Consider the following 26,150-nt stretch of genomic DNA (forward strand, 5'->3'; position numbering starts at 1 on the left):
TCAATGTTGTGGCACGAAAGAATAAAGGTCAAAGGAAGGGATATTATGCCGAAAATTGAAAGAACAGCCGAAGATATCAAACAAATCGTTAAAGACGAGAATGTACGTTTCTTGCGCTTGATGTTTACTGACATCTTGGGAACGATCAAAAATGTAGAAGTACCAGTTAGCCAATTGGAAAAAGTACTTGAGAACAAAATGATGTTCGATGGCTCCTCCATTGAAGGATTCGTACGGATTGAAGAAAGTGATATGTACCTTTACCCAGATTTATCTACTTGGATGATTTTCCCATGGGAAAGTGAGCATGGCAAAGTCGCTCGTTTGATTTGTGATATCTACAACCCTGATGGCACGCCATTTGCTGGCGATCCTCGCGGCAATTTAAAACGGTCACTATCAGATATGGAATCTCTAGGTTTTACTTCTTTCAATCTTGGGCCTGAACCGGAATTTTTCCTTTTCAAATTAGATGAAGATGGCGAAATCACAACAGACCTAAATGACAAAGGCGGCTATTTTGATTTTGCACCGACTGACTTAGGTGAGAACTGCCGCCGCGATATCGTATTAGAATTAGAAAGCCTTGGTTTTGAAGTAGAAGCCTCCCACCACGAAGTAGCACCAGGCCAGCACGAAATCGACTTTAAATATGCCGATGCGGTAGAAGCGTGCGATAACATCCAAACTTTCAAATTAGTTGTCAAAACGATTGCCCGCAAACACGGTTTGCATGCGACATTTATGCCAAAACCATTATATGGCATCAATGGGTCAGGTATGCACTGCAATATGTCCTTGTTCAATGGAAAAGAAAATGTCTTCTTTGATGAAGAAGGACCAATGCAGTTGAGCCAAACGGCGTATCATTTCCTAGCCGGTTTGATTGAACATGCCCGTGCTTATACAGCAGTCTGCAACCCAACAGTCAATTCTTACAAACGTCTGGTCCCAGGTTACGAAGCACCGGTTTATGTTGCTTGGTCAGGACGCAACCGTTCACCACTGATTCGTGTTCCTGAATCTCGCGGCTTGTCCACCCGGTTAGAATTGCGCTCCGTTGATCCATCCGCTAATCCGTATTTGGCAATGGCTGTCTTGCTGCAAGCCGGTTTAGATGGTATCCGTCGTGAGTTGACACCGCCGCCTGCAGTGGACCGCAACATTTATGTGATGAATGAAGAAGAACGTGCAGAAGCACAAATCGAAGACCTGCCATCAACGATCCACAATGCGATCAAAGAATTGCGTAAAGATGACGTGATGATCGATGCATTGGGCAAACACATTTTTGCGAACTTTGTGGAAGCCAAACGTTTGGAATGGGCCGCTTTCCGTCAAACAGTTTCTGAGTGGGAACGCGAGCAGTACCTTGAATTGTACTAATCAATTACTAGTCGTTCGATCTGCAGAGGCAACAAACGAATAAGTCATTGGAAGATGGTCCTTAGAATCTATTGAAGCGTCTGTGACAACCGATACAAAAAAAGAAACCGCTAGAGAAAACCAATCTAGCGGTTTTGTTCTGTTATCTATTCAAAGTAGAAGACAGGAATCGAACCTGCACCTTGTTTTCGCAAAAATGATAAGAAAACGATTTCTGATCATTTGTAACAAAACAAGTAAAGCACCGAGCTTCCTCTACAAGAATCATTATGACAAGCAGACCCAAAGAATCCATTAAGAAAGTAAGAAAGAAGTTTAGCGATTGAATGTTCATCGAAATCAGCGATTTTTCGATGTATCCGCATCCAGAAAGGATTCGAGAAAAGTTTGCTTGACTTTTGCTAGGCAAGATTGTATCATTCTGTTTGGGCACTCTTGAAAAAGAGTCAGAAAGTGATTTAGAATTTTCGCTCCCTATTCATTTATGGATAGGGAGCTTTTCTTATTTTCTAAGTACTTTTCCTGCAAAATAGTTTAAAAGGAGTTTTTCAGTTTATGACAAAATATATTTTTGTAACCGGCGGTGTGGTTTCTTCGATCGGTAAAGGTATTGTGGCAGCATCACTAGGACGCTTATTGAAGAATCGTGGCTTAAAAGTAACGATCCAAAAGTTTGATCCTTACATCAATGTTGATCCAGGAACGATGAGCCCATACCAACATGGTGAGGTATTCGTGACCGATGATGGTGCAGAAACAGATTTGGACTTAGGCCATTATGAACGTTTCATCGACATCAACTTGAACAAATACTCAAATGTAACGACTGGAAAAATCTATTCAGAAGTTTTGCGCAAAGAACGTAAAGGGGAATACTTAGGAGCAACTGTCCAAGTAATTCCGCACATCACCAATGAAATCAAAGAAAAAATCATGCGGGCAGCAAAAATGACCGATTCAGATGTCATCATCACTGAAGTCGGCGGAACCGTTGGCGACATCGAGTCGTTGCCGTTTCTAGAAGCGTTGCGCCAAATGAAAGCTGACGTTGGTTCGGACAATGTGATGTACATTCATACAACGTTGATTCCTTACTTAAAGGCAGCGGGTGAAATGAAAACCAAACCAACGCAACACAGTGTAAAAGAGTTGCGAGGATTGGGTATCCAACCAAATATCCTAGTGGTTCGGACTGAACAACCTGTGTCCCAATCAACAAAAAACAAATTGGCCCAATTTTGTGATGTTGCACCTGAAGCGGTTATCGAATCCCGAGATGTAGAAACACTCTATTCGATCCCATTGGCTTTACAAGCACAAGGAATGGATCAAATCGTTTGTGATCACTTGAAATTGAATGCGCCAGTAGCTGATATGACAGAATGGCAAGCATTAGAGGAAAAAGTATTGAACTTGAAAAAGAAAGTCCGCATTGCATTGGTAGGGAAATATGTGGAATTGCCAGATGCGTATCTGTCTGTTGTTGAAGCATTGAAACATTCTGGTTTTGCTTATGATGCCGACATTACGATCGATTGGATCAAAGCCCATGAATTAACGAAAGACAATGTTGCCGAATACTTACAGGATGCAGACGGTATCTTAGTTCCCGGCGGTTTTGGCGATCGTGGAATCGAAGGCAAGATCGAAGCGATTCGGTATGCTCGTGAAAATGATGTCCCATTCCTAGGGATTTGTCTGGGAATGCAAATGGCCTGCGTGGAATTTGCCCGCAATGTCGTTGGGTTAGAAAATGCGAATTCGGCAGAAACTGATCCCGATACAGCAAACAACATCATTGATTTGATGGCAGATCAAGAAAATATTGAAAACTTAGGCGGTACGCTACGTTTAGGCTTGTATCCATGTAAAGTCAAAAAAGGAACGAAAACAGCTGCAGCCTATGAAGGAGAAGAAGTCGTACAAGAACGTCATCGTCACCGTTATGAATTCAATAATAAATACCGCGAAATCTTTGAAGCAGAAGGTATGGTCTTCTCAGGTGTCTCACCAGACAATCGCTTAGTTGAAATCGTTGAGATTCCAGAAAATAAATTCTTTGTGGGTTGCCAATTCCATCCCGAATTGATTTCACGACCAACACGTCCACAACGATTGATCAAAGCATTTGTTGGTGCATCATTAGACAATCGTGGGTAACACATATAGTACCAGATTAAAAACCAGCTGTTGAGCTGGTTTCAGGTTGTAGGCAATGTCCCGGAAAAGGGAGGCCTACAGCCTTTTTTTAAGCATAAGAGTACGCTCTAAATAAATGTGGGGGAAATATAGTCAGGATCACTCGACCCATTTATAAAGGAACGTTCTCATAAAACACCCTTCAAAAGTTAGTTTTTTGGGTTAACTTTTGAAGGGTGTTTCCGTTCTAGCCAGTGCTAGTGCTTTTTTTAGTAGCATCCGAAGTGATACGCCTTTTCAGCTACTCCTAACTATTAAAGATAAAACTTCTTGTAGAAATTGACCCTAATAAAAGGGACCATATACCTATGGAGGTTGACTACAATAGACTCTAAACTAATTAATGAGGGAGAGAAAGATGGAAAAAATAAGCTTATTGTTGATCAGGGCTCTTTCAGAGCAAGACGGGTTTATGACAACCAAAGAGATCGCTGCAAAAGTAGGTGTCAGTACGAAAACAGTTCGTAGATATGTGGAGAAAATCAATCAAAGCCAATCGCTTTATGGCTGTGTGATTCAAGGGAAGAAAGGAAGTGGCTTGTTTTTACAAATAATCAATCATGAATTATTTCAACGTAGCTTAGAAAACACACCTCAAGAAGATTTTGTGACACAAATCATTGAGTACTTCGTCCAAGAAGACGAATACATCAAGTCAGAATTATTATGTGAACGCTTATTTATCTCACAAAGCAAGTTATCTCAAGAACTCAAAAAACTGCGACGGATTTTAAGCCATTATAATTTATCCATCCAAACAAAGCCTTACTACGGCATGAAGCTTTGCGGCAGTGAATTCGACTTACGTCGCTTTATGGCAAGCAATTATCTGCAAAAGACACACCTTAAACAACTGCATCAATTACCTTCTAGTGAAGGGACGCCATCGCAGTTGCATCGACAGATTCAAGCAATCATTTTAGCTGAGTTTTCTCAAAAAGCCTATCCGATTTCAGAAGCTATAGTGACGAACTTAGTCAATCACCTAGCAATCGCTGTAATGCGAATGCAAAGCGGCCGCTACTTGGATCGCAATCTGCCTATTGGAGGAAGAACCAATGCTGAACAATCATTATTAGGCAAGCGAATCGTCAAGCGGATCGAAGAAGAATGCGGTGTTCTTTTTACAGAATGTGAGCGAAATTATGTGCTTGGTCAGATCGTGGGGAAACGGGTCATTCCCAAAAATGAAAAAAACGTTGTCTCAGAGGAAGTTTCGGACTTAGTGAGGCAAGTTCTAAAAAAAATCAAAAACCGAAGACAAATTGACTTCAGTCAAGATTTGGACTTACAGACGATGCTGATGCTTCACTTTGTTCCTTTGATTGATCGAATCGAATTAGGAATTGAGCTGAAAAACCCGCTGTTAGATGACGTAAAAGTCCATTGCAATGTAGGATACGATTTAGCTATTATTGCTGGTCAAGTAATCGTTGCGCATTTCAATAAGCGTATCAGCGATCATGAACTTAGCTATTTAGCCATGCACTTTGATGTCGCCCTGAATAAGAAGAGTTCACAAACGCAGCGTAAGTATATTTTAGTTGTAAACGATCTGGGGAGAGCAGCCAATGCATTTTTAAAAGAAAAGTTTGAATTCTATTTCCGAAATTACATTAAAGAAGTAACGGTTTGTAATCAATATGAATTTGCTCAGTTCCTAAAAGAACAAGACTTTGATTTTATCTTTTCATCAATCGATCTACCTTATGAAGGAACCATTCCTGTAATGAGTTTTGACTATTTTATGCGGCCTGAAATGATCAAAAAAATAGCTGATGCACTGTCGACTGTTTTTACCGTTGAAAAACTTTTGACCTTCTTTAAGGAACCGCTGTTTATTTGTGACCAAGACTTTGAAACAAAAGAAGAAGTGCTGCATTTTTTATGTCATTGCATTAACGAACAATATCAGATGCCAAATAATTTTGAAGCTTTGGTATTTGAACGAGAAGCTTTTTTTGGAACCGGTTTCTTGCCGATGGTTGCTTTTCCACACCCCAATGTATTGATTGGATCGGAAACAGTGATTGCTGTTGCCCATTTGAAGAAACCAATATTTTGGTATAAACAATCGGTTCGTTTGGTCTTCTTACTAGTCATTGCTGAGCAAGACCATTTAAAGGCTAAGTCGCTAAACGATCATTTGATCAAAATATGTACATCATCTGAGAAAGTGAACGAACTGATTGCGACGAATGACTTCATCACATTTATCCATCACTTAAAGGAGTAGATTATGACAGACAAAAAAATCAAACTATCAGGAGCATACAATTTTCGCGATTTTGGCGGCTACCGTAACAAAGAAGGAAAGCGTCTCATACGTGGGCGACTCTATCGTTCTGATGAATTAAGCAAGATTACAGCTGCAGATCAAGAAAAGTTAGTACAACTTGGAATCAGTAAGATCATTGATTATCGAAATAAAAAGGAAAGACTGAATAATGAAGATCGGCCGATCGGTAATGCAGAGATTCTTTATTTGACACCCATTGCGGATATTGCTGCCCTAGCTTCTTCTGAACATGATGAAGAAAGTGCACTTTCTCCCCAAAAAATGACGGCGGCTCTGGCAAAAGAATTAATGATCCGTCAGAATGAAGAATTTGTTGAAAATAAACAGTGTCAAGACGTTTATAGAGAAGTCTTAGAAATTCACTTAGCTGAAGAGGGGGCAATCGTCCAACATTGCCGTGGAGGGAAAGATCGCACTGGTTATGGCGTCGCTCTCATTCAATTACTACTTGGCGTCAGTGAAGCAGATGTGATGCATGACTATCTCTTAACCAATGTATACAAAAAAGAAAAAAATGAGAAAAGCCTGCAGCTGTTGCTTCAAGAGACCGATAATCCCGATTTTGTTCAGGCGATGCGCTATTTTAAAGAAGCTGATCGTCATTTTTTGCAGAATGCATTGGCGCGAATCGGAGCTTATGGTGGAGTTGAGGGCTATGTGGTCAACAAACTTGGTTTTTCCCAACAAAAAATCCGCTTGTTAAGAGAAAAATACTTACAAAATTAAGGATAGGAGGATATTATGAATACGTTTAAGAATAAGGTGTTGGCGGGAGCAATTAAGGTGCAAAATAATGTTTATATGAAAGCGATCTCTAATGCCATGATGGGGTTAATGCCGATTATGATGATCAGTTCGATTGCTTCTTTAATCAATGCCATCGATATTGGCAATACACAACAAATAATGGATCAAATAGGTCTTAAATCATTGTTGACACAAATCAATGCGATGACCATCGATGTCATTTCCGTCTATGTTGCCTTCTTAGTTGGCTATAAACTGGCGGAACATTTGAATGCAGATCAATTAAACGCTGGCATTATGAGTTTAGTTTCATTCTTGATTTTAAGTCCCATCGCAACATTCGAAGAGACCAAAGTGATCGAGTTTTCGACGCTGGGTTCTAGTGGAATGTTCGTTGCAATGTTCGGCGGGATACTAGGTGCAAGGATTTATATTCTATGTGTGGAAAAGAATCTGACAATCAAAATGCCAGACTCAGTCCCACCAATTGTCAATAAGTCCTTTGCTGCAATCGTTCCTGGAGTGATTGTTTCCACGATCATGGGGATTATTTATGTTGTAATAGCAGCTACTCCATATGGAACGTTAACAGATATGATCTACACGTGGGTTCAAGCACCGCTAACCTTATTGGGTGCCAATGTGTTTGCTTGCATGATTATTGTGGCATTTATTGAATTCCTATGGTTTTTCGGTATCCATGGTGTATTAGCTGTCTATCCAGTGTTGATGCTGGTCTTTTATCAACCTATGCTAGACAACTTGGCTGCCTATAGTGCTGGCCAACCATTGCCACATTTGTTTACCATTGGTTTTATACTCAACAATCGCGGCGCTCGTTCCTTTGCAGTAGCTTTATTAGCCATTTTCAGTTGCAAATCAGAACAGCTCAAAGCTGTTGGGAAAATTGGATTGATTCCTTCTATGTTTGGAATCTCAGAGCCAATCAAATTTGGGATTCCGCAGGTGATGAACATAAGGATGTTGATACCACTTATGGTAACACCAGCTGTTTCTGTTTTATCAGCTTATTTATTAACGATTGTTGGCTTTATGCCTTATCATAATGGCGTCAATATCCCAACAGGATTTCCAATCATTTTTGGCGGTTTCTTAACGAATGGCTGGCAAGGGATTATCGCTCAGCTGATCCAATTTGTGTTATGCGTGCTGATTTATATTCCTTTCATGCGCTGGCAAGATAAAGCAGCACTGGCAGAAGAAGGAAAAATTGCGCAAGCATAACAAGTACTGACAGCCTATAAATTAAAATTAAGTGGGGGATTTAAGATGAAAAAGATCGTTTTAGTTTGTGCTGGTGGAATGTCTACTGGTGTCTTAGTAAATAATATGAAACAAGCAGCTCAAAAAAAAGCTATTCCAGTATCGATTGACGCATTTTCAATCGAATCGGTAGCTAGTGTGGCTAAAGATGCAGATTGTGTGTTATTAGGTCCACAGGTTTCTTATCGTTTAGCAGAAGTTCAAGGGTTAGTGGCTTGCCCAACAGCTTCTATTGATATGCGAACTTACGGTATGATGGACGGACAAAAAGCACTAGAACAAGCGCTGGAATTGATAGGAGAGTAAGATGGAAGAAAAAGAACAAATTTGTTTTCAAATTATTTCCGAAGCTGGGATGGCAAGAAGTTGCTTTTTCGAAAGTATTCAACAAATGCGAAAAGAGCAAACAAAAGAGGCCCTATCTGCGATTGAAAGTGGCAAGAGTCATTATCACAAAGCGCATATTGCTCATCGGCAATTGGTACAGCAAGAAGCACAAGGTGATAAAGTTTGGATGTCGTTGTTATTGAGTCACGCCGAGGACTTGTTAATGAGTGCAGATATTATGAGTGAGTTGGCCAAAGAGTTCAATTTACTTTATGAAGAAGTAAATGGGCTAAAGCAGATGATTGATCAGCATATTTCTTCATTGAACACAAAAGAATAACAATCAAAGAAGAAAGACGTCTACGATGAGACGATTCGAGTGAAATCGTGGACGTCTTTTCTTGGTCTATGGCAGGTGGAACATTTTTCTAGGAAAAAAGATAAAAAAAGCTGGTCTCAAAACGGAGCAGGCAAGAAAAGTGGATTACCAAAGCAAATGGCACTATCTCTTTGAGAGGATGGGATGCATGGACTCGTTCAAAGAAGTAAAAAAGCAAAAGAAACATACGAAGAACAGCTCCCCCATTTCTTCCGTTAAGAAGAAACGGGGGAAAGCTGGTTTTCATTAAAAAAGCCCCTTTTTCAGGGGCCAGTAGGGATGATCTTTCTAGGACCATTCCACATTCGCTCGTTTCTCAAAGGAATAGTTTATTTTTTCAAGGTATACCCTTGGTCTAGTAACATTTTTTCCGTTCGTTCCATGCTGATGCCATTTGAAGTATCACCTTCAAATGTGACCCCTGGCAATTGCTTTGCCGCATCGTAGTCTAAATTACTGTAATCGATCGTCAATGATTCGGTTGCTGCATCTTCTCCGTAATCAAGCGAATAATCGATACCCTTGATTGCCTGATACTGTTTGGCGATCGGATCCAATAATTGTTTTGCTTCCTCTTTCGTAGATACGCCAACAGAAGAATAAGGCATGATATTGTTGGCGGTTTGCTTTTTCACTTCGTCACCTTCGTAATTGAAGACCAACTCCATTTGAACTCCGTTTTGTTCATTCGTGAATGTCTTGGTTTTTTGACTCGCTCCATTTGCTCCGCAACTTGCTAAAAAGAATATACCCAACAACGCTATAAATCCCACTACTGTTTTTTTCATTCTATCCCTCCTTTTTTTCATGATAGTATACTCCACCTGCAAGAGCTATTCATATGCTCAAAAACAAATAGTCTTTCTTTGTCCGATAGGCAATCCATATCGTCAGCGGGAAAATGATAAATTGTTGAAAAAGTTCGTGAATTTTTTCTCGAATTTTCAGAAGTATTCTTGTTATTGTATGCAAACAAATGTAAGACGAGAGGCTAGTTTCACAAAGTTTTTTCAGAAAAGAAAATGAAAAGCAAAGAATTTTTAATTTGTGCAATCTTTTATTGAAAAGAGAATTACATCTTTTAGTAGCAAATACTGCAAATGTTTGCTAAAATAGCAGTGTCGGTTAAGCATTGCTTAACAAATAAAGTTTTTTAAAACTTAGGAGGAATTTTTTATGCCAGTAGTATCAGGAGCTGAATTCTTAAAAGCTGCTCGTCAAGGCGGATATGCAGTAGGTGGATTCAATACAAATAACTTAGAATGGACTCAAGCGATTTTAGAAGCTGCTGAAGCGAAAAAAGCGCCAGTTCTTATTCAAACTTCTATGGGTGCTGCAAAATACATGGGCGGATACAAACTTGCTAAAGATCTTATCTGTGATCTAGTTGAATCAATGAACATCACTGTTCCAGTTGCGATTCACTTAGACCATGGTGACTACGATGCAGCAATGGAATGTATCGAAGTTGGCTATACTTCAGTTATGTTCGATGGTTCTCATTTACCATTCGAAGAAAACTTGAAATTGGCTAAAGAAGTTGTTGAAAAAGCACATGCTAAAGGCGTTTCTGTTGAATGTGAAGTTGGTTCAATCGGTGGTGAAGAAGATGGCATCATCGGAGCTGGTGAATTAGCAGACATCGAAGAATGTAAACAAATGGTTGCAACTGGTATTGATTACCTAGCTTGCGGAATTGGTAACATTCATGGACAATACCCAGAAAACTGGCAAGGACTTGCTTTTGACCACTTACAAGCAATCGCTGATGCTGTAGGTTCTGATGTTCCTTTAGTATTACACGGTGGTTCTGGTATTCCTCAAGAACAAATCGAAAAAGCAATTTCAATGGGTGTTTCTAAAGTAAACGTAAATACTGAATTCCAATTGTCATTCGCAAAAGCAACACGTGAATATATCGAAGCTGGTAAAGACCAAGAAGGTAAAGGTTTTGACCCTCGTAAACTATTGGCACCAGGTAAAGCTGCAATCATCAAAGATGCAGAAGAACACATTGACTGGTTCGGTTCAGCTGGTAAAGCTTAATTCTTTCAGTTCAAAAGAACGATCACAAGTGATCGTTCTTTTTTTGTGGGGAAATCCTGCTTTTTTCTTTGTCTGTTCTATGCTAAAATTGGCATGATACACACAAACTCTAAAGTATAGGTGGATATAGATGAAAAAAATTGTCATTCAAGGCAATCGTCCCTTAAAAGGAGAAGTGACGATCAGCGGGGCAAAAAATAGTGCAGTAGCGTTGATTCCTGCGGCGATTTTGGCTGATTCTCCTGTCGTATTAGAAGGGGTGCCGGATATTCAAGACGTGCACTCATTGATTGAAATTTTAGAAATTATGGGTGTTCAAACGCACTTTGAAGAAAACACACTGACGATCGATCCAACCGAGATCGTTTCGATTCCGATGCCAAGCGGCAAAATCAATAGTTTACGCGCTTCTTATTATTTCATGGGCGCATTGTTAGGCAAGTTCGGTGAAGGAGTCGTGGGCTTACCTGGCGGCTGTTTCCTAGGTCCTCGTCCGATCGATCTGCATATCAAGGGATTCGAGGCGTTAGGGGCTACGGTTACGAATGAGCATGGTGCGATGTATTTGCGTACAAGTGAAGCGGGGCTTGCCGGAGAACGGATTTTCTTGGATATGGTATCTATCGGAGCGACGATCAATGTCATGTTGGCAGCTGTCAAAGCTAAAGGCAAGACGATCATCGAAAATGCCGCTCGCGAACCTGAGATCATTGATGTGGCAACTTTGCTGAACAACATGGGAGCCAAGATCCGTGGGGCAGGCACCAACGAGATCCGCATTGAAGGCGTCCAAGAATTACACGGTTGCCGCCATTCGATCATTCCCGATCGGATTGAAGCAGGCACTTATCTTTCTTTGGCGGCAGCAGCCGGTGAAGGAATCACCATCAAAAATGTCATTTATGAGCATCTTGAAAGCTACATCGCTAAATTAGAAGAAATTGGTGTGCGCATGGATATCAGTGAAGATGAAATCTATGTTTATCCATCGAAAGATTTAAAGCCAGCCAATGTAAAAACATACCCATACCCTGGTTTTGCTACCGACTTGCAACAACCGATCACTCCCTTACTTTTGAAAGCAAATGGCACGTCAGAAATTTTGGATACAATCTATGCAAAACGTGTCAATCACATACCAGAACTTGCACGGATGGGTGCGCAAGCAACAACGGAAGGCAATTTGATCTTGCTCAACGGACCGAGCCAGCTTCATGGCGCAGAAGTCGTTGCATCAGACTTGCGAGCAGGAGCTTGTTTAGTAATTGCTGGACTGATGGCTACGGGAACCACCACAGTCTTCAATGTCGAATATATTTTACGGGGATATGATCATATAATCGATAAACTTACAGCCTTAGGGGCTGACATTCAAATGGTAGAGGAGTAACTATGAGCGACTATCTAACAATGGCAGAACTGGAGAACAAAACGCTAAAAGAAATCTACACGTTTGCCAAAGAATTTCGAATTCCTTATTACAGCCAAATGAACAAAAAAGAATTATCACTGGCTGTTATTCGGGCCCAAGCAGAAAAACAGGGTTTCTTTTATATGGAAGGTATCCTTGATATCGTTGGACAGGAAGGTTATGGCTTTTTGCGTCCAATCAATTATGGCCCCAGTGCAGAAGATATCTATATTTCTTCTTCTCAGATTCGCCGCTTCAGTTTGCGAAATGGCGACAAAGTAGCGGGGAAAGCGAGACCGCCAAAAGAGTCAGAACGTTATTATGGTTTGATGCATGTAGAATCTGTGAATGGCAAAGATCCGGAAGAAGCAAAAGAACGACCGCACTTCCCTGCATTGACGCCGCTTTATCCGAATCGTCATTTGAAATTGGAAACTACCCCTGGTCGTCTGTCAACACGGATGATCGACATGCTGGCGCCGGTTGGCTTTGGTCAACGGGGATTGATCGTTGCCCCGCCGAAAGCCGGGAAGACTAGTATATTAAAAGAAATCGCTAACGGGATTACTGACAATCACCCGGATGTAGAGTTGATCGTCTTATTGATTGATGAACGCCCGGAAGAAGTGACGGATTTGGAACGAAGTGTCAAAGGAGATGTTGTTTCTTCGACCTTTGATCTGCAGCCTAGCAACCATACTCGGGTCTCTGAATTGGTTTTGGAGCGTGCCATGCGTTTAGTTGAAGACAAGCGTGATGTTGTGATACTGATGGATAGTATCACGCGTTTAGCGCGTGCCTATAACTTAGTCGTGCCACCAAGCGGCCGTACATTGAGTGGCGGGATCGATCCAGCCGCATTATACAAACCGAAGAAATTTTTCGGAGCTGCTCGGAATATCGAAGAAGGTGGCAGTCTGACGATTTTAGCCACTGCGTTAGTTGATACCGGCAGCCGAATGGATGATGTTATCTACGAAGAGTTCAAAGGAACCGGAAACATGGAACTGCAGCTCTCTCGCAGTTTAGCCGAGCGTCGTATTTTCCCAGCCATCGATATCAAGAAATCCGGTACCAGAAAAGAAGAGCTCTTGATGAGCAGCGAACAATTAGAAGAGACTTGGCGCTTGCGCAATAATATGACTGGTGACTCATTAGAATTCACGGAACAATTCCTACAGTTTTTAAGAAAAACAAAAACCAATGCGGATTTCTTGTCTGCTTTTCATGACGTACATTTTGGCGATAAACGGCCAAAAAGAAATCTAAAAAGATAATTGCATCGAAAAACGAAACATGGTAAGATAGTCATGTTGTAAAATCGACAAATCAACTCTGGTACAGCAAATGGACCAGGGCAAAGGAGAGAAGAAGAAATGAAACAAGATATCCATCCAGATTATCATCCAGTTGTATTCATGGACTCAACTACTGGTTTCAAATTCTTATCAGGTTCAACAAAGAATTCACAAGAAACTGTTGAGTGGGAAGATGGCAACACGTATCCATTGATCCGTGTCGAAGTAACATCTGATTCACATCCATTCTACACTGGACGTCAAAAATTCACACAAGCAGATGGACGTGTGGACCGTTTCAACAAAAAATACGGTCTCAAAGACGCGAACGCTGCGGAATAATTCTAACAAGGTTAGAACGTTGGTTTATCAACGATTTAGAGATGTTTTCCTTCACTGGAGACATCTCTTTTTTGAAGATGAATGCCAATTGAAAAAATGATCAAATGGTACATTTCTATCGAAAATGATAGTCGCATATATTGTTTATAGAGTTAAATGAGACCAATCAAGCTGTAGCTTCTTGCCGAGTTTTGAAACCTCGATGAGTTTTCTTTTTTTTTATTTTCCAGTCACTGGATCAGTTCTCAAATAAGTTTGAAATATATAGGCGGTTGAGCCATTTTTATTCGTGTATTTTTGTCATAATAACATCCATAAGGATAAAGCAATAATCGATACTTTAGTCTGAATATTCTGAACAAATCTTGTAGTCTGTTAGATGTTGTTATTGGATGAAAGTAAGTTCAAATGAAAATAGTCGATTCACCAAATATTTTTCTATTAAAAGAGATGATCATCGCAATTAACTATTCTGATCTGAAAAAATAAAAAGGCAACTCAAGAGTTACCTTTTGTTGATGTAATCTGTTTACTTCTTCTTGTCAACTTCGTAAGTAGCGAAAGCGAGAATAAAAAAAAGACTGCTAAGGATACACCAAACCATTTGAATACTTTACGGCCTCATTAAAAGAAATCGCTCTTTTAGTAAGGATTATGGGCGGATCAAAGTTATTACATGTGTACAAAAAATAAAGAAAAGACCATTTTTGCAATAAAGGAACCAGCAAAAAAAGCGAGAACAATCAACATAATTTTCCAAGGTTTTAACCAAGCACTATTCTTTTTCATATAATCACCTCTATAAAAAGAATACTATGATAAATAAATAATATCAAAAAAAATTGATACTTAATCAGTTATTCACCAAATCAGGCAACTAACGAGATGAAATCAGAATCAGTTTTGCTTTTCAGATTTTTTAAGTTTAATTGCTCGTATTAGGTGGACACAAAAGCTTGCAAAAAATAAAAGCCCTGCAATTTTTGGAATGGCACCAATTGAAGCTAAAAATAAAAAAGCTGCTATAAAGTTTACACAAGCGGCTAGCAGGTAAAGGTAGAAACTAGTTTTTCTTTTCAAAGTGCTCACTCCTTTCGAACAGCATATCATACTTTATTTTCAATGTGAAAAAATAATGCCAAAGAAAGTCGAAATAAATAATTTCACTATCCGACGAAATAAAAAAGAAATAGAAAGAACTTCTATTTCTTCGAGCGATTTTTATTCGAATACAGGGCAATGATTATAGCTACGGCTATGCAAAAGATTAATACTTTTAACATATTCACACATCCTTTTTAGATTAGTTTAAATTATAACTTTCTAAAAATATATAGGGCTTTAGGCCTATTAGTAAAAGATAATTCAGTCCCACAAGTTATCGAACTCTTTTTTCGAGTTTTCTTACAATTGGATGGTTCTATTTTTTTCAAACAACTGTTAAAACAAAAAAGTGAAGAAACTACTGGAATTAAAAGTTTCTTCACTACTCATCAAGTAATCAATAAACCTTTGTTTATTCAAATATGTAACATCTAAATTTTTTGAAGCAAGGAAAAACAAACATACAGAACAATAGAAAGAGTTGAAAAAGTAAGATAATCGTTAAATTGACAGTTCCGTAACGCTGGTAAAGGTAGATATGTACGAGTAATTCACCAAGATTCATGAGAATCAAGATAAGATAACTACTCGCTTTTACTTGGCATCTTTTTAGTAGATGATAGCTGATGTAATAATCGCGTAGGACACAAAAAAGTAATAATAGTTTGTTTAAAGCCGTGATGGTATCATGTTGTTCGGCAAGCTGTTGAAAGAACAAAAGTGCTGTGGGAAAAGGGATATAAATGATTAATAAAGAAAAAAATATACAACAAAAGGCATATTCACACTCCTAAAAAAAATTACCAAAAGGCAGAAAATAATTTAGCAAATTTTTATTCAGAGGTCAACAGTAGGATTTGTTATTTCAATGGTTCGAGCATTAGGCATGATTGTTTTTGTTTAAGAAATGAAATCTTGGTTTACAGACTGAGGAAAATTGCGGTGATTTTCTGTCACGGAGGAATGCACCTTGATAAACCCCGTCACAATAAGGTTATAAGAGGGATTGAATATTATTATTAAAACAATGTATAAATAAAAAAACTCCTGAAAGCAGAGTGGAGAAGACAGTTACTCTTGAGTTCAGAAGTTTTTGGTTTTTGAAAAAAATCAATTTTATCAATGAAAATTGTTATTTTTGTGCATTTAATTTTTTTAATACATCAGCTGGCACATCTTTTTCAGCGACCTCATTCGGTCCGGAGATGATACGTTTTTGACTGATCTCTGCTTTAACTAGTGTGTTAGGAGCATAAGGCTGGATATCTTCACCAGACAATTCATAGGTCATTTCTTGTCTTTCGCCATTTTCTTTAACAAATTCAAACGTATATTTATAAGAAGAATAGCCTTCGATTTTTTTTCCTGAACCGTCTACTGTTTGTTTCCTTTCAGGTGTTTCTTTTGGTGTGCGTGCATAGACAGTGACTCCTTGATAGGTCTCAGAATAGTATTTATAACTAAAATAGCCTCCTACACCAAGTGCGACTACAAGAAGAGCAAGCATCATTTTTTTCATAATTAACCCTCATTTCTTTTTTGCTGAGACGACTATAACACGGACTAGCTTAAAAAATTCATTGAAAAAGATAACACTATTGTAAGCTTTTGATTATTTACATGAAAATATAGCTGTAATTTTCTGTCGAGGAATTGTGATAGAAGAAAATAGAATTGAAATCATTTTGCAATATTGTAATGTTAATCTTTTATTTGTGCCTGGGGAGAGGTACAAATACACAAAAAGAGAGGTTTTTTCATTTGAAAAAATTTGTATTCACAGCTGTTGCAGGACTAGGTTTATTTATCGGAGGCACTGTTGCATCTGCAGAGGAACAAACCCATGTGGTTGCTCCAGGAGACACACTGTCAGGATTAGCAACTGAATATGGTACGACAGTGGATGACCTTTTAGCATTGAATGAATCCATTCAAGACCCTAATTTGATTTTTGATGGCGAAACATTGCTGATTTTTAGTGATGCACAACCGATGACACGCGCGCAAGAAACGACAGAAACAGCGCAAGCGCAAACTGAAACTGCGCCGGCAGCTACACAATCAAACGCTGCTGGCACTAGCGCTGCAAGTACACCAAGTACTGGTTCAGGAGTCTTGAATCCAGTGGACGGTATCAATTACTATAATGGTGTCAGAGAATCTTATTATTCACAAAAAGTATTAGCTGGTGGCGGCTTAAATATTCCTGGCCGACATGTTGCCGCTGACGGAACGATCCGTGATGCAGATGGTTATATCGTTGTAGCTAGTGACAATCAAGCCAAAGGCTCAACAGGGCAATCTTCTTTGGGTGCCTACAAAGTCTATGATACAGGCGTTGGTCACAGCGGAATCGACGTTTACACAAACTGGTAATCAGCAAAAACAGCTGCATGAAATATGCAGCTGTTTTTTTGTTATGGTCTAGACTAATTCTTGTCAAAAAAATGAGAGTGTGGTATCATTGGACTATACCAAAATGAAATGAGGAGCGTATCATGGAAATTATTCGCGTGAAAGATGCAGCTGAAGGTGGAAAAAAGGCATTTGAATTGATTCAGCAAGGCGTTGAAAACGGCGCTAAAGTTCTTGGATTGGCGACAGGCAGTACGCCAGAAACATTGTATGCAGAGATGACAGCTAGCGATGTCGATTTTTCAAACATGACTTCTGTTAATTTAGATGAATATGTCGGACTTGGCGGCGAAGATGATCAAAGTTATCGCCACTTTATGAATGCTCATTTATTTGACAAAAAACCATTCAAGGAAACCTTTGTACCGAATGGAAAAGCCGAAGATTTGCAAGCGGAATGCAAACGATACGATGAAGTGATCGCGGAACATCCAGTTGACATCCAAATCTTAGGAATTGGTCAGAACGGTCACATTGGCTTCAATGAACCTGGGGCATCTTTTGATGGCACAACATCAGTCGTTGATTTGACTGAATCAACGATCAATGCCAACAAACGCTATTTTGACAAGGTAGAAGATGTACCCACTACTGCAATCTCAATGGGCATCGGTTCAATTTTGAAAGGTAAAAAAATTATTTTGATGGCCTTTGGACCAGCTAAAGCGGACGCAATCCAAGGGATGATTGAAGGTCCGGTAACGACGGATCTGCCTGCATCTGCTTTGCAAAATCATCCAGATGTCACAGTCATCGTGGATGAAGCAGCGGCAGCCAATCTTTAACATCAATTAGTTGGCAGAGCGTCCAATCTAATCGACAAAATCCGAATGAACATCGGAAAAACCAGCTACTTCCCCATTTCATCCAGTCGGATGAAAAGTTGGTATTTTCGATGATTCTTCGGTTTTTTTATTTTTCATGGAAGGCAGCTTAAAGATGGGTTGCGGAATTTGGACCTTCCTTTTTTCATTTTTAAAAATAGATGGTATAGTTGAAAAGGGGTGTTTCAATGGTTGATATGGTCTTATCGATTCCAGAAATTATTCTTAGACTCGTTTTAGCAATGGTCATGGGAGGCGCTATCGGTTTTGAGCGACAGTACAAAAGTCGGCCAGCGGGATTACGGACCCATATTTTAGTCTGTATGGGGGCATGTGTCATTGCACTGATCCAAGTAGAGATCGCTAGTGGGGCGATGCGTGATGCGTTGAATCATCCAGATCTCGCAGGGGTCATTCGTTCAGATGAAGCTCGATTGATCGCACAAGTGGTAAGTGGGGTTGGTTTTTTGGGTGCCGGGACGATTATCGTGACAAAACGCTCGGTAACTGGATTGACGACAGCTGCTTCATTATGGGCGATTGCTGGCTTAGGGATTGCGATCGGCATGGGATTTTATGCGATTTCGATTACTAGTTTTGCCGGGATCTTTTTTGCACTGACGGTGATCAAGCGAATTGTGCGAGTCCCGACAGCCAAAAAATTGGAGATTCAATACATTCATCGTGCGGAAACAAAGGAATTTTTGACAGAGTATTTTCTTGATCGAAAAATCGTGATCGAAGATGTCAACTTTGATGTGAAGTTCATGGAAGACTATCGGATCTATACCAATATTTATACGATCAACTTACCGTGGGGGCTGAGTTTCTCTGATGTTATCGAAGAATTATCAGTTTATAAAAATATCACTAAGCTGCGGTTGGTTGATGTTAGTTAAAAAAGTACTGCCAAAGGTCACACCTTTGGCAGTACTTTTTTAGTTAGGAAAGAAACATGCGATCCCGACAATCGCTAGATTGCTAAGAAAGTTGACTGCTTCATTTGTGATCAAAGCATAGCCATGCACTTTTTTCGTTGGCTGCTGGTGATGGCTTTTTTGTTCGGTAAATTGATGACAAACCGTGCATTGGTAACGTACTTGAATCGTTGCTCCCAATAAACTATCGATTATACTACCGCTAAATCCTAACAAGAGTACCCAAATCAATGCTGTCAAAGAGAGCGGTTGGCCGCTGAGCCAGAGACAGATCGCCAGAAGTAAAACGATACCGCCGCTGCCCGCAAAAGAAGCAATGGTACCTAGGAGGCTGACACCGCCAGAAAGACCCGCAGGTAATTTTTTTCCCGTTAAGAGATTTCGGGGTGCCTTTTTGCTCAAAACACCGATCTCTGATCCCCAAGTGTCGGCGGTACAGCTAGCGATCCCGACAATAAATGCCCAGAGATAGTTCTCATTGTTGAAAGAGGCGTAACCGATCAATGCCAATAAACTAGGCGATAAATTAGCCAGCACTTGGATGGCTTCGCGGCGCGCACCTTTGATCACCAGATCATCGGCTGAGTTTTTTTTCTTTAAGTGATTGATGATCCCAGAGCTGGCAAAAAAGAAACCAACTAAAAAGATACTGAACCAAGGTCCCAAAGCAATGATGATCGTCCCACTTAAGGCAGCTGCTAAAGCACCGGATAAAGACAACCACTGCAAAATAAAAGCGGATCCTGCTACAAATGCACTACAGATCAGTCCCAGTAAAAATTGATAGAAAAAGACCACAGCTTCCACCTCGCTTTTTTCATCAGTTTAGCATAAAGCAAACTTGTATGTAGCTTTTTTTCGTTACTGACAGCATTTTGCTCGTCAAATGAGAGCGTTTCATTTAAGCTTAGACTAAGAGGTGAGTGTATGAAAATCGTGATCATCGGCGGTTCATTCGGAGGGATCAGCTGCGCCATCGAAGCACGCAAAATCTATCCAGAATCTGAAATCGTATTGATTGAAAAAAAAGCCCATATCGGGTTTATTCCCAGCGGGATGCTCCTGTATTTAGAAGGCAAGATTCCTTCGTTGCAAGACGCATTCTTTTGCTCCAAGGAACAGCTTGAGCAGTTGGACATTCAAGTAGCATTGCAAGAAACAATGTTGAAACTTGATCCTAAGAACCATTTCGTTCAAACAGATCAGCGCAGAATCGCTTATGATCGGTTGATCTTAGCAGCAGGATCTGCACAAGAATCAGAAATTCTCTTACCGATGAATGAAGCCGCATTGACCTATAAAGATTACGGCGCTGCCAAGCAATTTATTCAGGAATTAGATCAGGCAGAAACGATTACGATCGTTGGGGCTGGACAAGCAGGTATGGAAGCAGCCAACACATTAACGACGCTAGGAAAACAAGTCCAACTAGTGGAATCAATGACGTATCCTTTATTCAAATATTTTGATCAATCGTTTCTGGCTCCTTTTTTAGATGAATTAGCACAAATAAAAAATCTGCAGCTTTATCTGGCAGAACCTACCATTGCCATTGAATCCACGGAAACAGGCTTCCGAGTGGAGACCGCCAATCGGACATTGCTCAGCGCGCTTGCATTGACGACCGTCAATGTCCGACCGCGGCCGCACCCAGCATTTCAGCAGCTGCGCTTGCACAGTGATCATACGATTTGGACGGATGCTTATTTGGAAACTTCCGAAAAGGGTATTTTTGCTGTCGGTGACTTGATTCAGATCTACAGTCCAATTACACGGGATACGGCTTATATGCCATTAGTAAACAATGCAGTTCGTTCCGGAATCGCTGCTGCGCATAATTTGCAAGAGAAAAAAGAACCTTTTCGCGGCGGCTTACGGACAGTGGGAACCCATCTGTTTGGCTGGTATCTGGCTAGTACAGGAATGACTGAATCAGATCGCTTCTTTTATGAACAAGAAATTACCGTCAAAAAATTTACCGCTAAAGCTTCATTAGTAGATGACACACCGATCCACGGGAAACTGATCATTGCCAAGACAAGCGGGCAAGTATTGGGCGCTCAGTTACTGTCAAAGTACAATCTCTTAGAAAAAATCAACCTGCTGGCATTTGCCATTGAAAAGGAGAGCACATTGTCAGAGTTAGCGCAAAAAGATTTCTTTTTTCATCCTCATTTTACTGATGTCTTTGAACTGTCCAATGCGATTGCTTTAGGAAGTGCTGCCAATGAAATTTGAACAATTATTAGAAAAAAAAGAAGCCAAGCAATTACAGCTACTGAAAAAGCTGCTTCTAGTTGGAGGTGAACTAGAGCTTCATGAGATGGCTGCTTACCTTAGGATCAGCAAACCATCCTTAGAAAAATATGTTGATGAGTTATTTCTATATTTAGCTCCTTATTCTGATCAATGCCATCTTTTTTATCAAGGTTCATCATTAGTTCTAGAAACGAGCCCAGAGTTCTCGTTGAATCAGATTGAATATGTGTTCTACCACTCGTCGATCAAATTTCAAGTGCTGGAACATGTATTGATCAATCAAGAAATCGCCACGATTCCGTTAGCGCAAAAATTAATGATTAGTGAATCCTCCCTGTTTCGCAAAATCAAAGAATTGAATCAAGTGTTGGCAGAATTCGGATTAGAGATTTGGCAGGGGAAACTCATGGGGGAAGAAGCTCAGATTCGCTATTTTTATTTTCAGCTGCTTTGGTACTTAAATTCTTTCAAGAGTCAGCCATTACCGATTGATACAAAATTTGTGGGACTGATCGCTCGTGGGCTCAATCTGACCTTTACCGAGGAAGCACAGCAACGGGTCAGTTTGTGGCTGAAGATCATGAAGTATCGTTTAAAAGCGCCCGGACAATCGTTTCAAAGACTACGGGAAAACATGGCATTTTATGAGAAAGATCCATTGTATCAGCAACTGCGGGAACTTGTCTTTCGCAGTTTTGGGCATTATGCACTGGAAGTTCGTGAAGAAGAGGCGATGCTCCATTTTGTTTTCTTGCTTTCCTTTTCCGTTTTCTCTGAACAAGATTTTCGCCAGTACATGCTGCAACGCTCCCGATTTACGCCGACAGCACTTACCGATACGCTGATCTTGGAACATATCCTGCATTTGTATCGACCGGCTGTCCCGCAAGAAATCGAAGCCAATTGTTATTTTCATCTTTCTCAGATCCATAGTCGTTTGTATTTTTTCAAAGGAGATGTCGAAGTTTTTGATCGAGAAAATATTTGGCAATTAGAAGCAAAACTCTCAAGTCGTAATATTCGCCAGATCAGTGAACGTTTATTGAATACTGCTGTACAAGAAATGAAGCTGGAAGCATCAGAAGAAAATACATTGTATATGATGACCATGGTCAAATATTTGAGTGTCCTGACGATCATTGATTACCAAATCAATCGGGAATTTCGGGTAGGCATCGCGTTGAATATGGATGCACTTTTCAAAGAGGCAGTCTTTTATATGTGGCTGCTGTACTTAAAAAATTTGAATGGGGTCGTCGTTGAGCGCTATGCTAAAGAACAAGACTATGATCTGATCTTGACGAATTATCCGATTGAAACATCGATTCCTACATATCGGATCAGTGAGTTAGGGACGACTTACGATCGAGAAAAAATCAAAAAGATGATTCGCGAACGCTTCAACTAATGGCGTTTTTCCAGATTTCGTCAATTTCTTAGAAAATCTCTAAAAAGTTGACGAGATCACTACAGGTAATTCGAGTAAGATAAATGTAAGAAAACGGTATCAAAAGAATAAATCAACCATTTAAAAGGAGAGAGAAACATGGCAGAGAAAAACTATATTATGGCAATCGATCAAGGAACTACAAGCTCAAGAGCAATTATTTTTGACCGCAACGGACAAAATGTCGGTAGTTCGCAAAAGGAATTTCCCCAATATTTTCCAAAATCTGGTTGGGTAGAACACAATGCCAATGAAATCTGGAACTCTGTTCAATCAGTTATCGCGGGAGCCTTTATCGAATCTGGGATTCGACCTGAAGCAATCGCCGGAATCGGGATTACCAACCAACGGGAAACAACAGTTGTTTGGGATAAAAATACCGGTCAACCGATCGCCAATGCGATCGTTTGGCAATCGCGCCAATCTTCTCCGATTGCTGACCAATTGAAAGCCGACGGACATACAGACATGATCCATGAAAAGACAGGGTTAGTGATCGATGCTTACTTCTCTGCTACGAAAATCCGCTGGCTGCTTGATAATGTGGAAGGTGCACAAGAAAAAGCAGAGAATGGGGATCTACTATTCGGTACCATTGATTCGTGGCTTGTCTGGAAACTGACAGATGGGCAAGTCCATGTGACGGATTACTCCAATGCGAGTCGGACCATGCTTTATAACATCCATCGTTTAGAATGGGATCAAGAAATTTTGGATTTGTTAAATATTCCAGCATCCATGTTGCCGGAAGTCAAAAGCAACTCCGAAGTTTACGGCCATACTCGCAGCTATCATTTTTATGGCAGTGAAGTACCGATTGCTGGGATGGCAGGGGACCAACAGGCTGCTCTCTTTGGGCAAATGGCTTTTGAAAAAGGCATGATCAAAAATACGTACGGTACAGGGGCGTTTATCGTTATGAATACCGGAGAGGAACCACAATTATCCGACAATGATCTGTTGACCACGATCGGCTATGGAATCAATGGTAAAGTATACTACGCATTGGAAGGTAGTATTTTTGTTGCCGGCTCAGCGATCCAATGGTTGCGGGATGGCTTACGTATGATCGAGACGTCTCCGCAATCTGAAGAATTAGCGGCAAAAGCGACTGGCGACAATGAAGTCTATGTCGTACCAGCCTTTACGGGATTAGGTGCACCTTATTGGGATTCTGATGCTCGGGGAGCAGTTTTTGGCTTGACCCGCGGGACAACGAAAGAAGACTTCGTGCGGGCGACCTTGCAGGCTGTCGCTTATCAATCGAAGGATGTCATCGATACCATGAAAAAAGATTCAGGGATCGATATCCCATTGTTGAAAGTGGATGGCGGGGCTGCTAAAAATGATCTTTTGATGCAATTCCAAGCAGATATCTTAGATATTGAAGTACAACGGGCAGCCAATCTTGAAACGACAGCACTGGGGGCGGCTTATTTAGCTGGCTTGGCCGTCGGCTTCTGGAAAGACCTCGACGAATTGAAAGCAATGGCAGAAGATGGTCAACTCTTTACACCAGAAATGCCAGCTGATGAACGTGAGAACCTTTATGAAGGATGGAAACAAGCAGTGGCAGCGACTCAGATGTTTAAATTCAAAGTGAAGAAAGAAGGCGAGTAAGCCATGACTTTTTCTTATAAAGATCGGCAACACGCCCTAGCAGAAGCAAAAAATACGACCTATGATGTATTGATCATTGGTGGCGGAATCACTGGTGCTGGAGTCGCCGTGCAAACGGCAGCTGCCGGCATGAAAACGATTTTGGTAGAAATGCAGGATTTTGCTGAAGGAACCTCCTCTCGTTCGACGAAACTGGTTCATGGGGGCATCCGCTATTTGAAAACATTTGATGTCGAAGTTGTGGCAGATACAGTGAGGGAACGAGCGATCGTGCAACAGATCGCTCCCCATATTCCTAAACCAGATCCCATGCTTTTACCTATCTACGATGAGCCCGGTGCAACCTTCAATCTTTTTTCTGTCAAGATTGCCATGGATTTGTATGATCGTCTGGCAAATGTAACAGATAGTAAATATGCCAATTATACGTTGACGAAAGAAGAAGTATTGGAACGAGAACCGCAACTGCAACATGAGAACTTGACCGGAGGCGGAGTCTATCTGGATTTCCGCAACAACGATGCCCGTTTAGTGATCGAAAATATCAAACGGGCCCATCAAGATGGTGCTGCAATGATCAGCAAAGCCAAAGTTGTCGGTATGCTTCATGATGAACAAGGAAAAATCAATGGTGTTCAAGTAGAAGATCAATTAACGAAAGAACAATTCGCCATCCATGCGAAAGTTGTGATCAATACCACTGGACCATGGTCTGATATCGTTCGAGAATTAGATAGCAATGATAACTTACCGCCGCAAATGCGCCCAACCAAAGGTGTCCATTTAGTGGTGGATCGTGAAAAGCTGAAAGTACCTCAGCCAACTTATTTTGATACTGGCAAGAATGATGGTCGGATGGTTTTTGTGGTTCCTAGGGAGAACAAGACGTATTTTGGTACGACAGATACGGATTACACGGGCGATTTTTCCCATCCGACTGTTACGCAAGAAGACGTCGATTATCTTTTAGAGATCATCAACCATCGCTTTCCAGAAGCTGCGATCCAACTGGATGATATTGAAGCTAGCTGGGCGGGGTTACGCCCGCTGATCACGGCTAATGGCGGTTCTGATTACAACGGCGGAGCTAAGAGCAAACTTTCGGATGAAAGCTTTGATCAAATCGTGCAAACTGTAGAAGCGTATTTGGACGATCACCGCAAACGCCCGCAAGTCGAAAGGGCGATCAAACAAGCAGAGGAACGTCTAGAAGCCAGCAGTGTGGATCCTTCACAAGTTTCTCGGGGCAGCAGCTTGGAAATGTCTCAAGACGGACTGTTGACACTGGCCGGGGGCAAGATTACAGATTATCGGTTAATGGCTGAAGGCGCCGTCAAACGAATCAATGAATTACTGGCTGCAAAAGGGCAGCAGTTTGAATTAGTGGATTCCACGCGTTATCCGGTGTCTGGCGGCGAAATTGATCCGACCAATGTCGAGGACGAACTGGCGCAATTGGCGAAAACCGCCGAAGCTGCCGGTTTTTCCCCTGAAGATGCGCGATACTTGGCCGATCTTTACGGTTCAAACTTACCGATAGTCCTTACCTATAAAACCACGTTTGCGGGGCTGGACGAAAAAGAAAGCACGGCATTGAATTATGCCTTGCAAGAAGAACTGGTTCTGACCCCTGTGGATTATTTATTGCGACGAACCAATCATGTTCTCTTTATGCGAGATACGTTGGATCAGATCAAAGTTGGTGTGATCGATGCAATGGCGGATTATTTTGAATGGACAGCTGCAGACAAGCAAATGTATGCCGAAGAATTGGATCAAGTAATTGCGGAATCAGATTTGAGTGCCTTAAAAGGAGGAGAATGAT

The 26,150-nt window shown here is 40.8% G+C and carries 22 protein-coding genes and 1 pseudogene; 18 read left to right on the top strand and 5 right to left on the bottom strand.

Annotation, left to right across the window (positions count from 1 at the left end):
* Nucleotides 1–45 precede the first annotated feature (45 nt).
* The 7 genes from glnA (at nt 46) to EGX73_RS08420 (ending at nt 8,582) form a co-directional block, all read left to right on the top strand.
* Complete coding sequence (glnA, locus tag EGX73_RS08390) at nt 46–1,386, top strand: type I glutamate--ammonia ligase (RefSeq protein ID WP_021149242.1); 1,341 nt, start codon at nt 46–48, stop codon at nt 1,384–1,386.
* Between the two features lie 555 nt (nt 1,387–1,941).
* Nucleotides 1,942–3,546 (top strand): CTP synthase, encoded by a 1,605-nt coding sequence (locus EGX73_RS08395; protein ID WP_003127367.1) that lies wholly within the window; start codon nt 1,942–1,944, stop codon nt 3,544–3,546.
* 397 nt (nt 3,547–3,943) lie between these two features.
* Nucleotides 3,944–5,821: a BglG family transcription antiterminator gene (locus EGX73_RS08400; protein ID WP_123866877.1), complete on the top strand. Its 1,878-nt coding sequence runs from the start codon at nt 3,944–3,946 to the stop codon at nt 5,819–5,821.
* A 3-nt stretch (nt 5,822–5,824) separates the two neighbouring features.
* Nucleotides 5,825–6,610 (top strand): tyrosine-protein phosphatase, encoded by a 786-nt coding sequence (locus EGX73_RS08405; protein ID WP_003127369.1) that lies wholly within the window; start codon nt 5,825–5,827, stop codon nt 6,608–6,610.
* Nucleotides 6,611–6,625: 15 nt separating this feature from the next.
* The gene (locus EGX73_RS08410) at nt 6,626–7,876 is read left to right on the top strand and encodes a PTS sugar transporter subunit IIC (RefSeq protein WP_003127370.1); all 1,251 of its coding nucleotides are present in this window, start codon (nt 6,626–6,628) and stop codon (nt 7,874–7,876) included.
* A gap of 45 nt (nt 7,877–7,921) precedes the next feature.
* On the top strand, nt 7,922–8,221 hold the full coding sequence (locus tag EGX73_RS08415; RefSeq protein WP_003127371.1) for a PTS sugar transporter subunit IIB: 300 nt from the start codon (nt 7,922–7,924) through the stop codon (nt 8,219–8,221).
* A gap of 1 nt (nt 8,222) precedes the next feature.
* Nucleotides 8,223–8,582, top strand: a complete 360-nt coding sequence (locus EGX73_RS08420) for a PTS lactose/cellobiose transporter subunit IIA (protein WP_003127372.1) — start codon at nt 8,223–8,225, stop codon at nt 8,580–8,582.
* Nucleotides 8,583–8,950: 368 nt separating this feature from the next.
* Here the strand turns inward: EGX73_RS08420 and EGX73_RS08425 are convergent, their stop codons facing one another.
* Nucleotides 8,951–9,409: a YehR family lipoprotein gene (locus EGX73_RS08425; protein WP_003127373.1), complete on the bottom strand. Its 459-nt coding sequence runs from the start codon at nt 9,407–9,409 to the stop codon at nt 8,951–8,953.
* Nucleotides 9,410–9,797: 388 nt separating this feature from the next.
* Between EGX73_RS08425 and EGX73_RS08430 the strand changes: the two genes are divergently transcribed.
* The 4 genes from EGX73_RS08430 (at nt 9,798) to EGX73_RS08445 (ending at nt 13,718) form a co-directional block, all read left to right on the top strand.
* Nucleotides 9,798–10,667: a class II fructose-bisphosphate aldolase gene (locus tag EGX73_RS08430; protein WP_003127374.1), complete on the top strand. Its 870-nt coding sequence runs from the start codon at nt 9,798–9,800 to the stop codon at nt 10,665–10,667.
* Nucleotides 10,668–10,797: 130 nt separating this feature from the next.
* Nucleotides 10,798–12,057, top strand: coding sequence for a UDP-N-acetylglucosamine 1-carboxyvinyltransferase (locus EGX73_RS08435; protein ID WP_003127375.1), 1,260 nt, complete (start codon nt 10,798–10,800; stop codon nt 12,055–12,057).
* A gap of 2 nt (nt 12,058–12,059) precedes the next feature.
* Nucleotides 12,060–13,355 carry a transcription termination factor Rho gene (gene rho, locus EGX73_RS08440; protein ID WP_003127377.1) on the top strand — a complete coding sequence of 432 codons (1,296 nt, stop codon included), beginning with the start codon at nt 12,060–12,062 and terminating at the stop codon, nt 13,353–13,355.
* Nucleotides 13,356–13,454: 99 nt separating this feature from the next.
* Nucleotides 13,455–13,718, top strand: a complete 264-nt coding sequence (locus tag EGX73_RS08445; RefSeq protein WP_005228304.1) for a type B 50S ribosomal protein L31 — start codon at nt 13,455–13,457, stop codon at nt 13,716–13,718.
* An 897-nt stretch (nt 13,719–14,615) separates the two neighbouring features.
* On the opposite strand, the gene EGX73_RS08450 is transcribed toward EGX73_RS08445, so the two are convergent.
* From EGX73_RS08450 to EGX73_RS08460, 3 genes and pseudogenes are all read right to left on the bottom strand, one after another.
* Nucleotides 14,616–14,798, bottom strand: coding sequence for a hypothetical protein (locus EGX73_RS08450; RefSeq protein WP_029487242.1), 183 nt, complete (start codon nt 14,796–14,798; stop codon nt 14,616–14,618).
* Between the two features lie 436 nt (nt 14,799–15,234).
* Nucleotides 15,235–15,602: pseudogene (locus EGX73_RS16220) on the bottom strand (hypothetical protein).
* A 352-nt stretch (nt 15,603–15,954) separates the two neighbouring features.
* The gene (locus EGX73_RS08460) at nt 15,955–16,341 is read right to left on the bottom strand and encodes a YxeA family protein (RefSeq protein ID WP_081132075.1); all 387 of its coding nucleotides are present in this window, start codon (nt 16,339–16,341) and stop codon (nt 15,955–15,957) included.
* 242 nt (nt 16,342–16,583) lie between these two features.
* Here EGX73_RS08460 and EGX73_RS08465 point away from each other — a divergent pair, with 242 nt between their 5' ends.
* The 3 genes from EGX73_RS08465 (at nt 16,584) to EGX73_RS08475 (ending at nt 18,960) form a co-directional block, all read left to right on the top strand.
* Nucleotides 16,584–17,198 carry a LysM domain-containing protein gene (locus EGX73_RS08465; protein ID WP_123866878.1) on the top strand — a complete coding sequence of 205 codons (615 nt, stop codon included), beginning with the start codon at nt 16,584–16,586 and terminating at the stop codon, nt 17,196–17,198.
* Between the two features lie 122 nt (nt 17,199–17,320).
* On the top strand, nt 17,321–18,022 hold the full coding sequence (nagB, locus tag EGX73_RS08470) for a glucosamine-6-phosphate deaminase (protein WP_003127396.1): 702 nt from the start codon (nt 17,321–17,323) through the stop codon (nt 18,020–18,022).
* Between the two features lie 227 nt (nt 18,023–18,249).
* Nucleotides 18,250–18,960 carry an MgtC/SapB family protein gene (locus EGX73_RS08475; protein WP_005471648.1) on the top strand — a complete coding sequence of 237 codons (711 nt, stop codon included), beginning with the start codon at nt 18,250–18,252 and terminating at the stop codon, nt 18,958–18,960.
* A gap of 39 nt (nt 18,961–18,999) precedes the next feature.
* Here EGX73_RS08475 and EGX73_RS08480 read toward each other — a convergent pair whose 3' ends face one another.
* Entirely contained in the window at nt 19,000–19,797 is a 798-nt protein-coding gene (locus tag EGX73_RS08480) for a DUF92 domain-containing protein (protein ID WP_003127399.1), read from the bottom strand.
* 129 nt (nt 19,798–19,926) lie between these two features.
* Between EGX73_RS08480 and EGX73_RS08485 the strand changes: the two genes are divergently transcribed.
* The 4 genes from EGX73_RS08485 to glpO all read left to right on the top strand — a co-directional run bounded on the left by EGX73_RS08485 (nt 19,927) and on the right by glpO (nt 26,149).
* Nucleotides 19,927–21,237, top strand: a complete 1,311-nt coding sequence (locus EGX73_RS08485) for an FAD/NAD(P)-binding oxidoreductase (RefSeq protein ID WP_003127400.1) — start codon at nt 19,927–19,929, stop codon at nt 21,235–21,237.
* Nucleotides 21,227–22,666, top strand: coding sequence for a helix-turn-helix domain-containing protein (locus EGX73_RS08490; protein WP_005471654.1), 1,440 nt, complete (start codon nt 21,227–21,229; stop codon nt 22,664–22,666). The genes EGX73_RS08485 and EGX73_RS08490 overlap by 11 nt, the downstream gene beginning before the upstream one ends.
* 138 nt (nt 22,667–22,804) lie before the next feature.
* Entirely contained in the window at nt 22,805–24,325 is a 1,521-nt protein-coding gene (gene glpK / locus EGX73_RS08495) for a glycerol kinase GlpK (protein ID WP_003127402.1), read from the top strand.
* Between the two features lie 3 nt (nt 24,326–24,328).
* The gene (glpO, locus tag EGX73_RS08500) at nt 24,329–26,149 is read left to right on the top strand and encodes a type 1 glycerol-3-phosphate oxidase (RefSeq protein ID WP_003127403.1); all 1,821 of its coding nucleotides are present in this window, start codon (nt 24,329–24,331) and stop codon (nt 26,147–26,149) included.
* The last annotated feature ends 1 nt before the right edge of the window (nt 26,150 follow it).

The organism is Enterococcus sp. FDAARGOS_553 (assembly GCF_003812305.1).
Classification (GTDB): domain Bacteria; phylum Bacillota; class Bacilli; order Lactobacillales; family Enterococcaceae; genus Enterococcus_D; species Enterococcus_D gallinarum.

Excerpts from the sequence above, each read along its gene's own strand:
- EGX73_RS08435 (WP_003127375.1), top strand. The coding sequence starts at position 10,798 with ATGAAAAAAATTGTCATTCAAGGCAATCGTCCCTTAAAAGGAGAAGTG.
- EGX73_RS08490 (WP_005471654.1), top strand. The coding sequence starts at position 21,227 with ATGAAATTTGAACAATTATTAGAAAAAAAAGAAGCCAAGCAATTACAG.
- EGX73_RS08400 (WP_123866877.1), top strand. The coding sequence starts at position 3,944 with ATGGAAAAAATAAGCTTATTGTTGATCAGGGCTCTTTCAGAGCAAGAC.
- nagB (WP_003127396.1), top strand. The coding sequence starts at position 17,321 with ATGGAAATTATTCGCGTGAAAGATGCAGCTGAAGGTGGAAAAAAGGCA.
- EGX73_RS08475 (WP_005471648.1), top strand. The coding sequence starts at position 18,250 with ATGGTTGATATGGTCTTATCGATTCCAGAAATTATTCTTAGACTCGTT.
- EGX73_RS08420 (WP_003127372.1), top strand. The coding sequence starts at position 8,223 with ATGGAAGAAAAAGAACAAATTTGTTTTCAAATTATTTCCGAAGCTGGG.
- EGX73_RS08445 (WP_005228304.1), top strand. The coding sequence starts at position 13,455 with ATGAAACAAGATATCCATCCAGATTATCATCCAGTTGTATTCATGGAC.
- EGX73_RS08430 (WP_003127374.1), top strand. The coding sequence starts at position 9,798 with ATGCCAGTAGTATCAGGAGCTGAATTCTTAAAAGCTGCTCGTCAAGGC.
- glnA (WP_021149242.1), top strand. The coding sequence starts at position 46 with ATGCCGAAAATTGAAAGAACAGCCGAAGATATCAAACAAATCGTTAAA.
- EGX73_RS08410 (WP_003127370.1), top strand. The coding sequence starts at position 6,626 with ATGAATACGTTTAAGAATAAGGTGTTGGCGGGAGCAATTAAGGTGCAA.
- EGX73_RS08395 (WP_003127367.1), top strand. The coding sequence starts at position 1,942 with ATGACAAAATATATTTTTGTAACCGGCGGTGTGGTTTCTTCGATCGGT.
- EGX73_RS08460 (WP_081132075.1), bottom strand. The coding sequence starts at position 16,341 with ATGAAAAAAATGATGCTTGCTCTTCTTGTAGTCGCACTTGGTGTAGGA.
- rho (WP_003127377.1), top strand. The coding sequence starts at position 12,060 with ATGAGCGACTATCTAACAATGGCAGAACTGGAGAACAAAACGCTAAAA.
- EGX73_RS08425 (WP_003127373.1), bottom strand. The coding sequence starts at position 9,409 with ATGAAAAAAACAGTAGTGGGATTTATAGCGTTGTTGGGTATATTCTTT.
- glpO (WP_003127403.1), top strand. The coding sequence starts at position 24,329 with ATGACTTTTTCTTATAAAGATCGGCAACACGCCCTAGCAGAAGCAAAA.
- EGX73_RS08415 (WP_003127371.1), top strand. The coding sequence starts at position 7,922 with ATGAAAAAGATCGTTTTAGTTTGTGCTGGTGGAATGTCTACTGGTGTC.
- EGX73_RS08405 (WP_003127369.1), top strand. The coding sequence starts at position 5,825 with ATGACAGACAAAAAAATCAAACTATCAGGAGCATACAATTTTCGCGAT.
- glpK (WP_003127402.1), top strand. The coding sequence starts at position 22,805 with ATGGCAGAGAAAAACTATATTATGGCAATCGATCAAGGAACTACAAGC.
- EGX73_RS08485 (WP_003127400.1), top strand. The coding sequence starts at position 19,927 with ATGAAAATCGTGATCATCGGCGGTTCATTCGGAGGGATCAGCTGCGCC.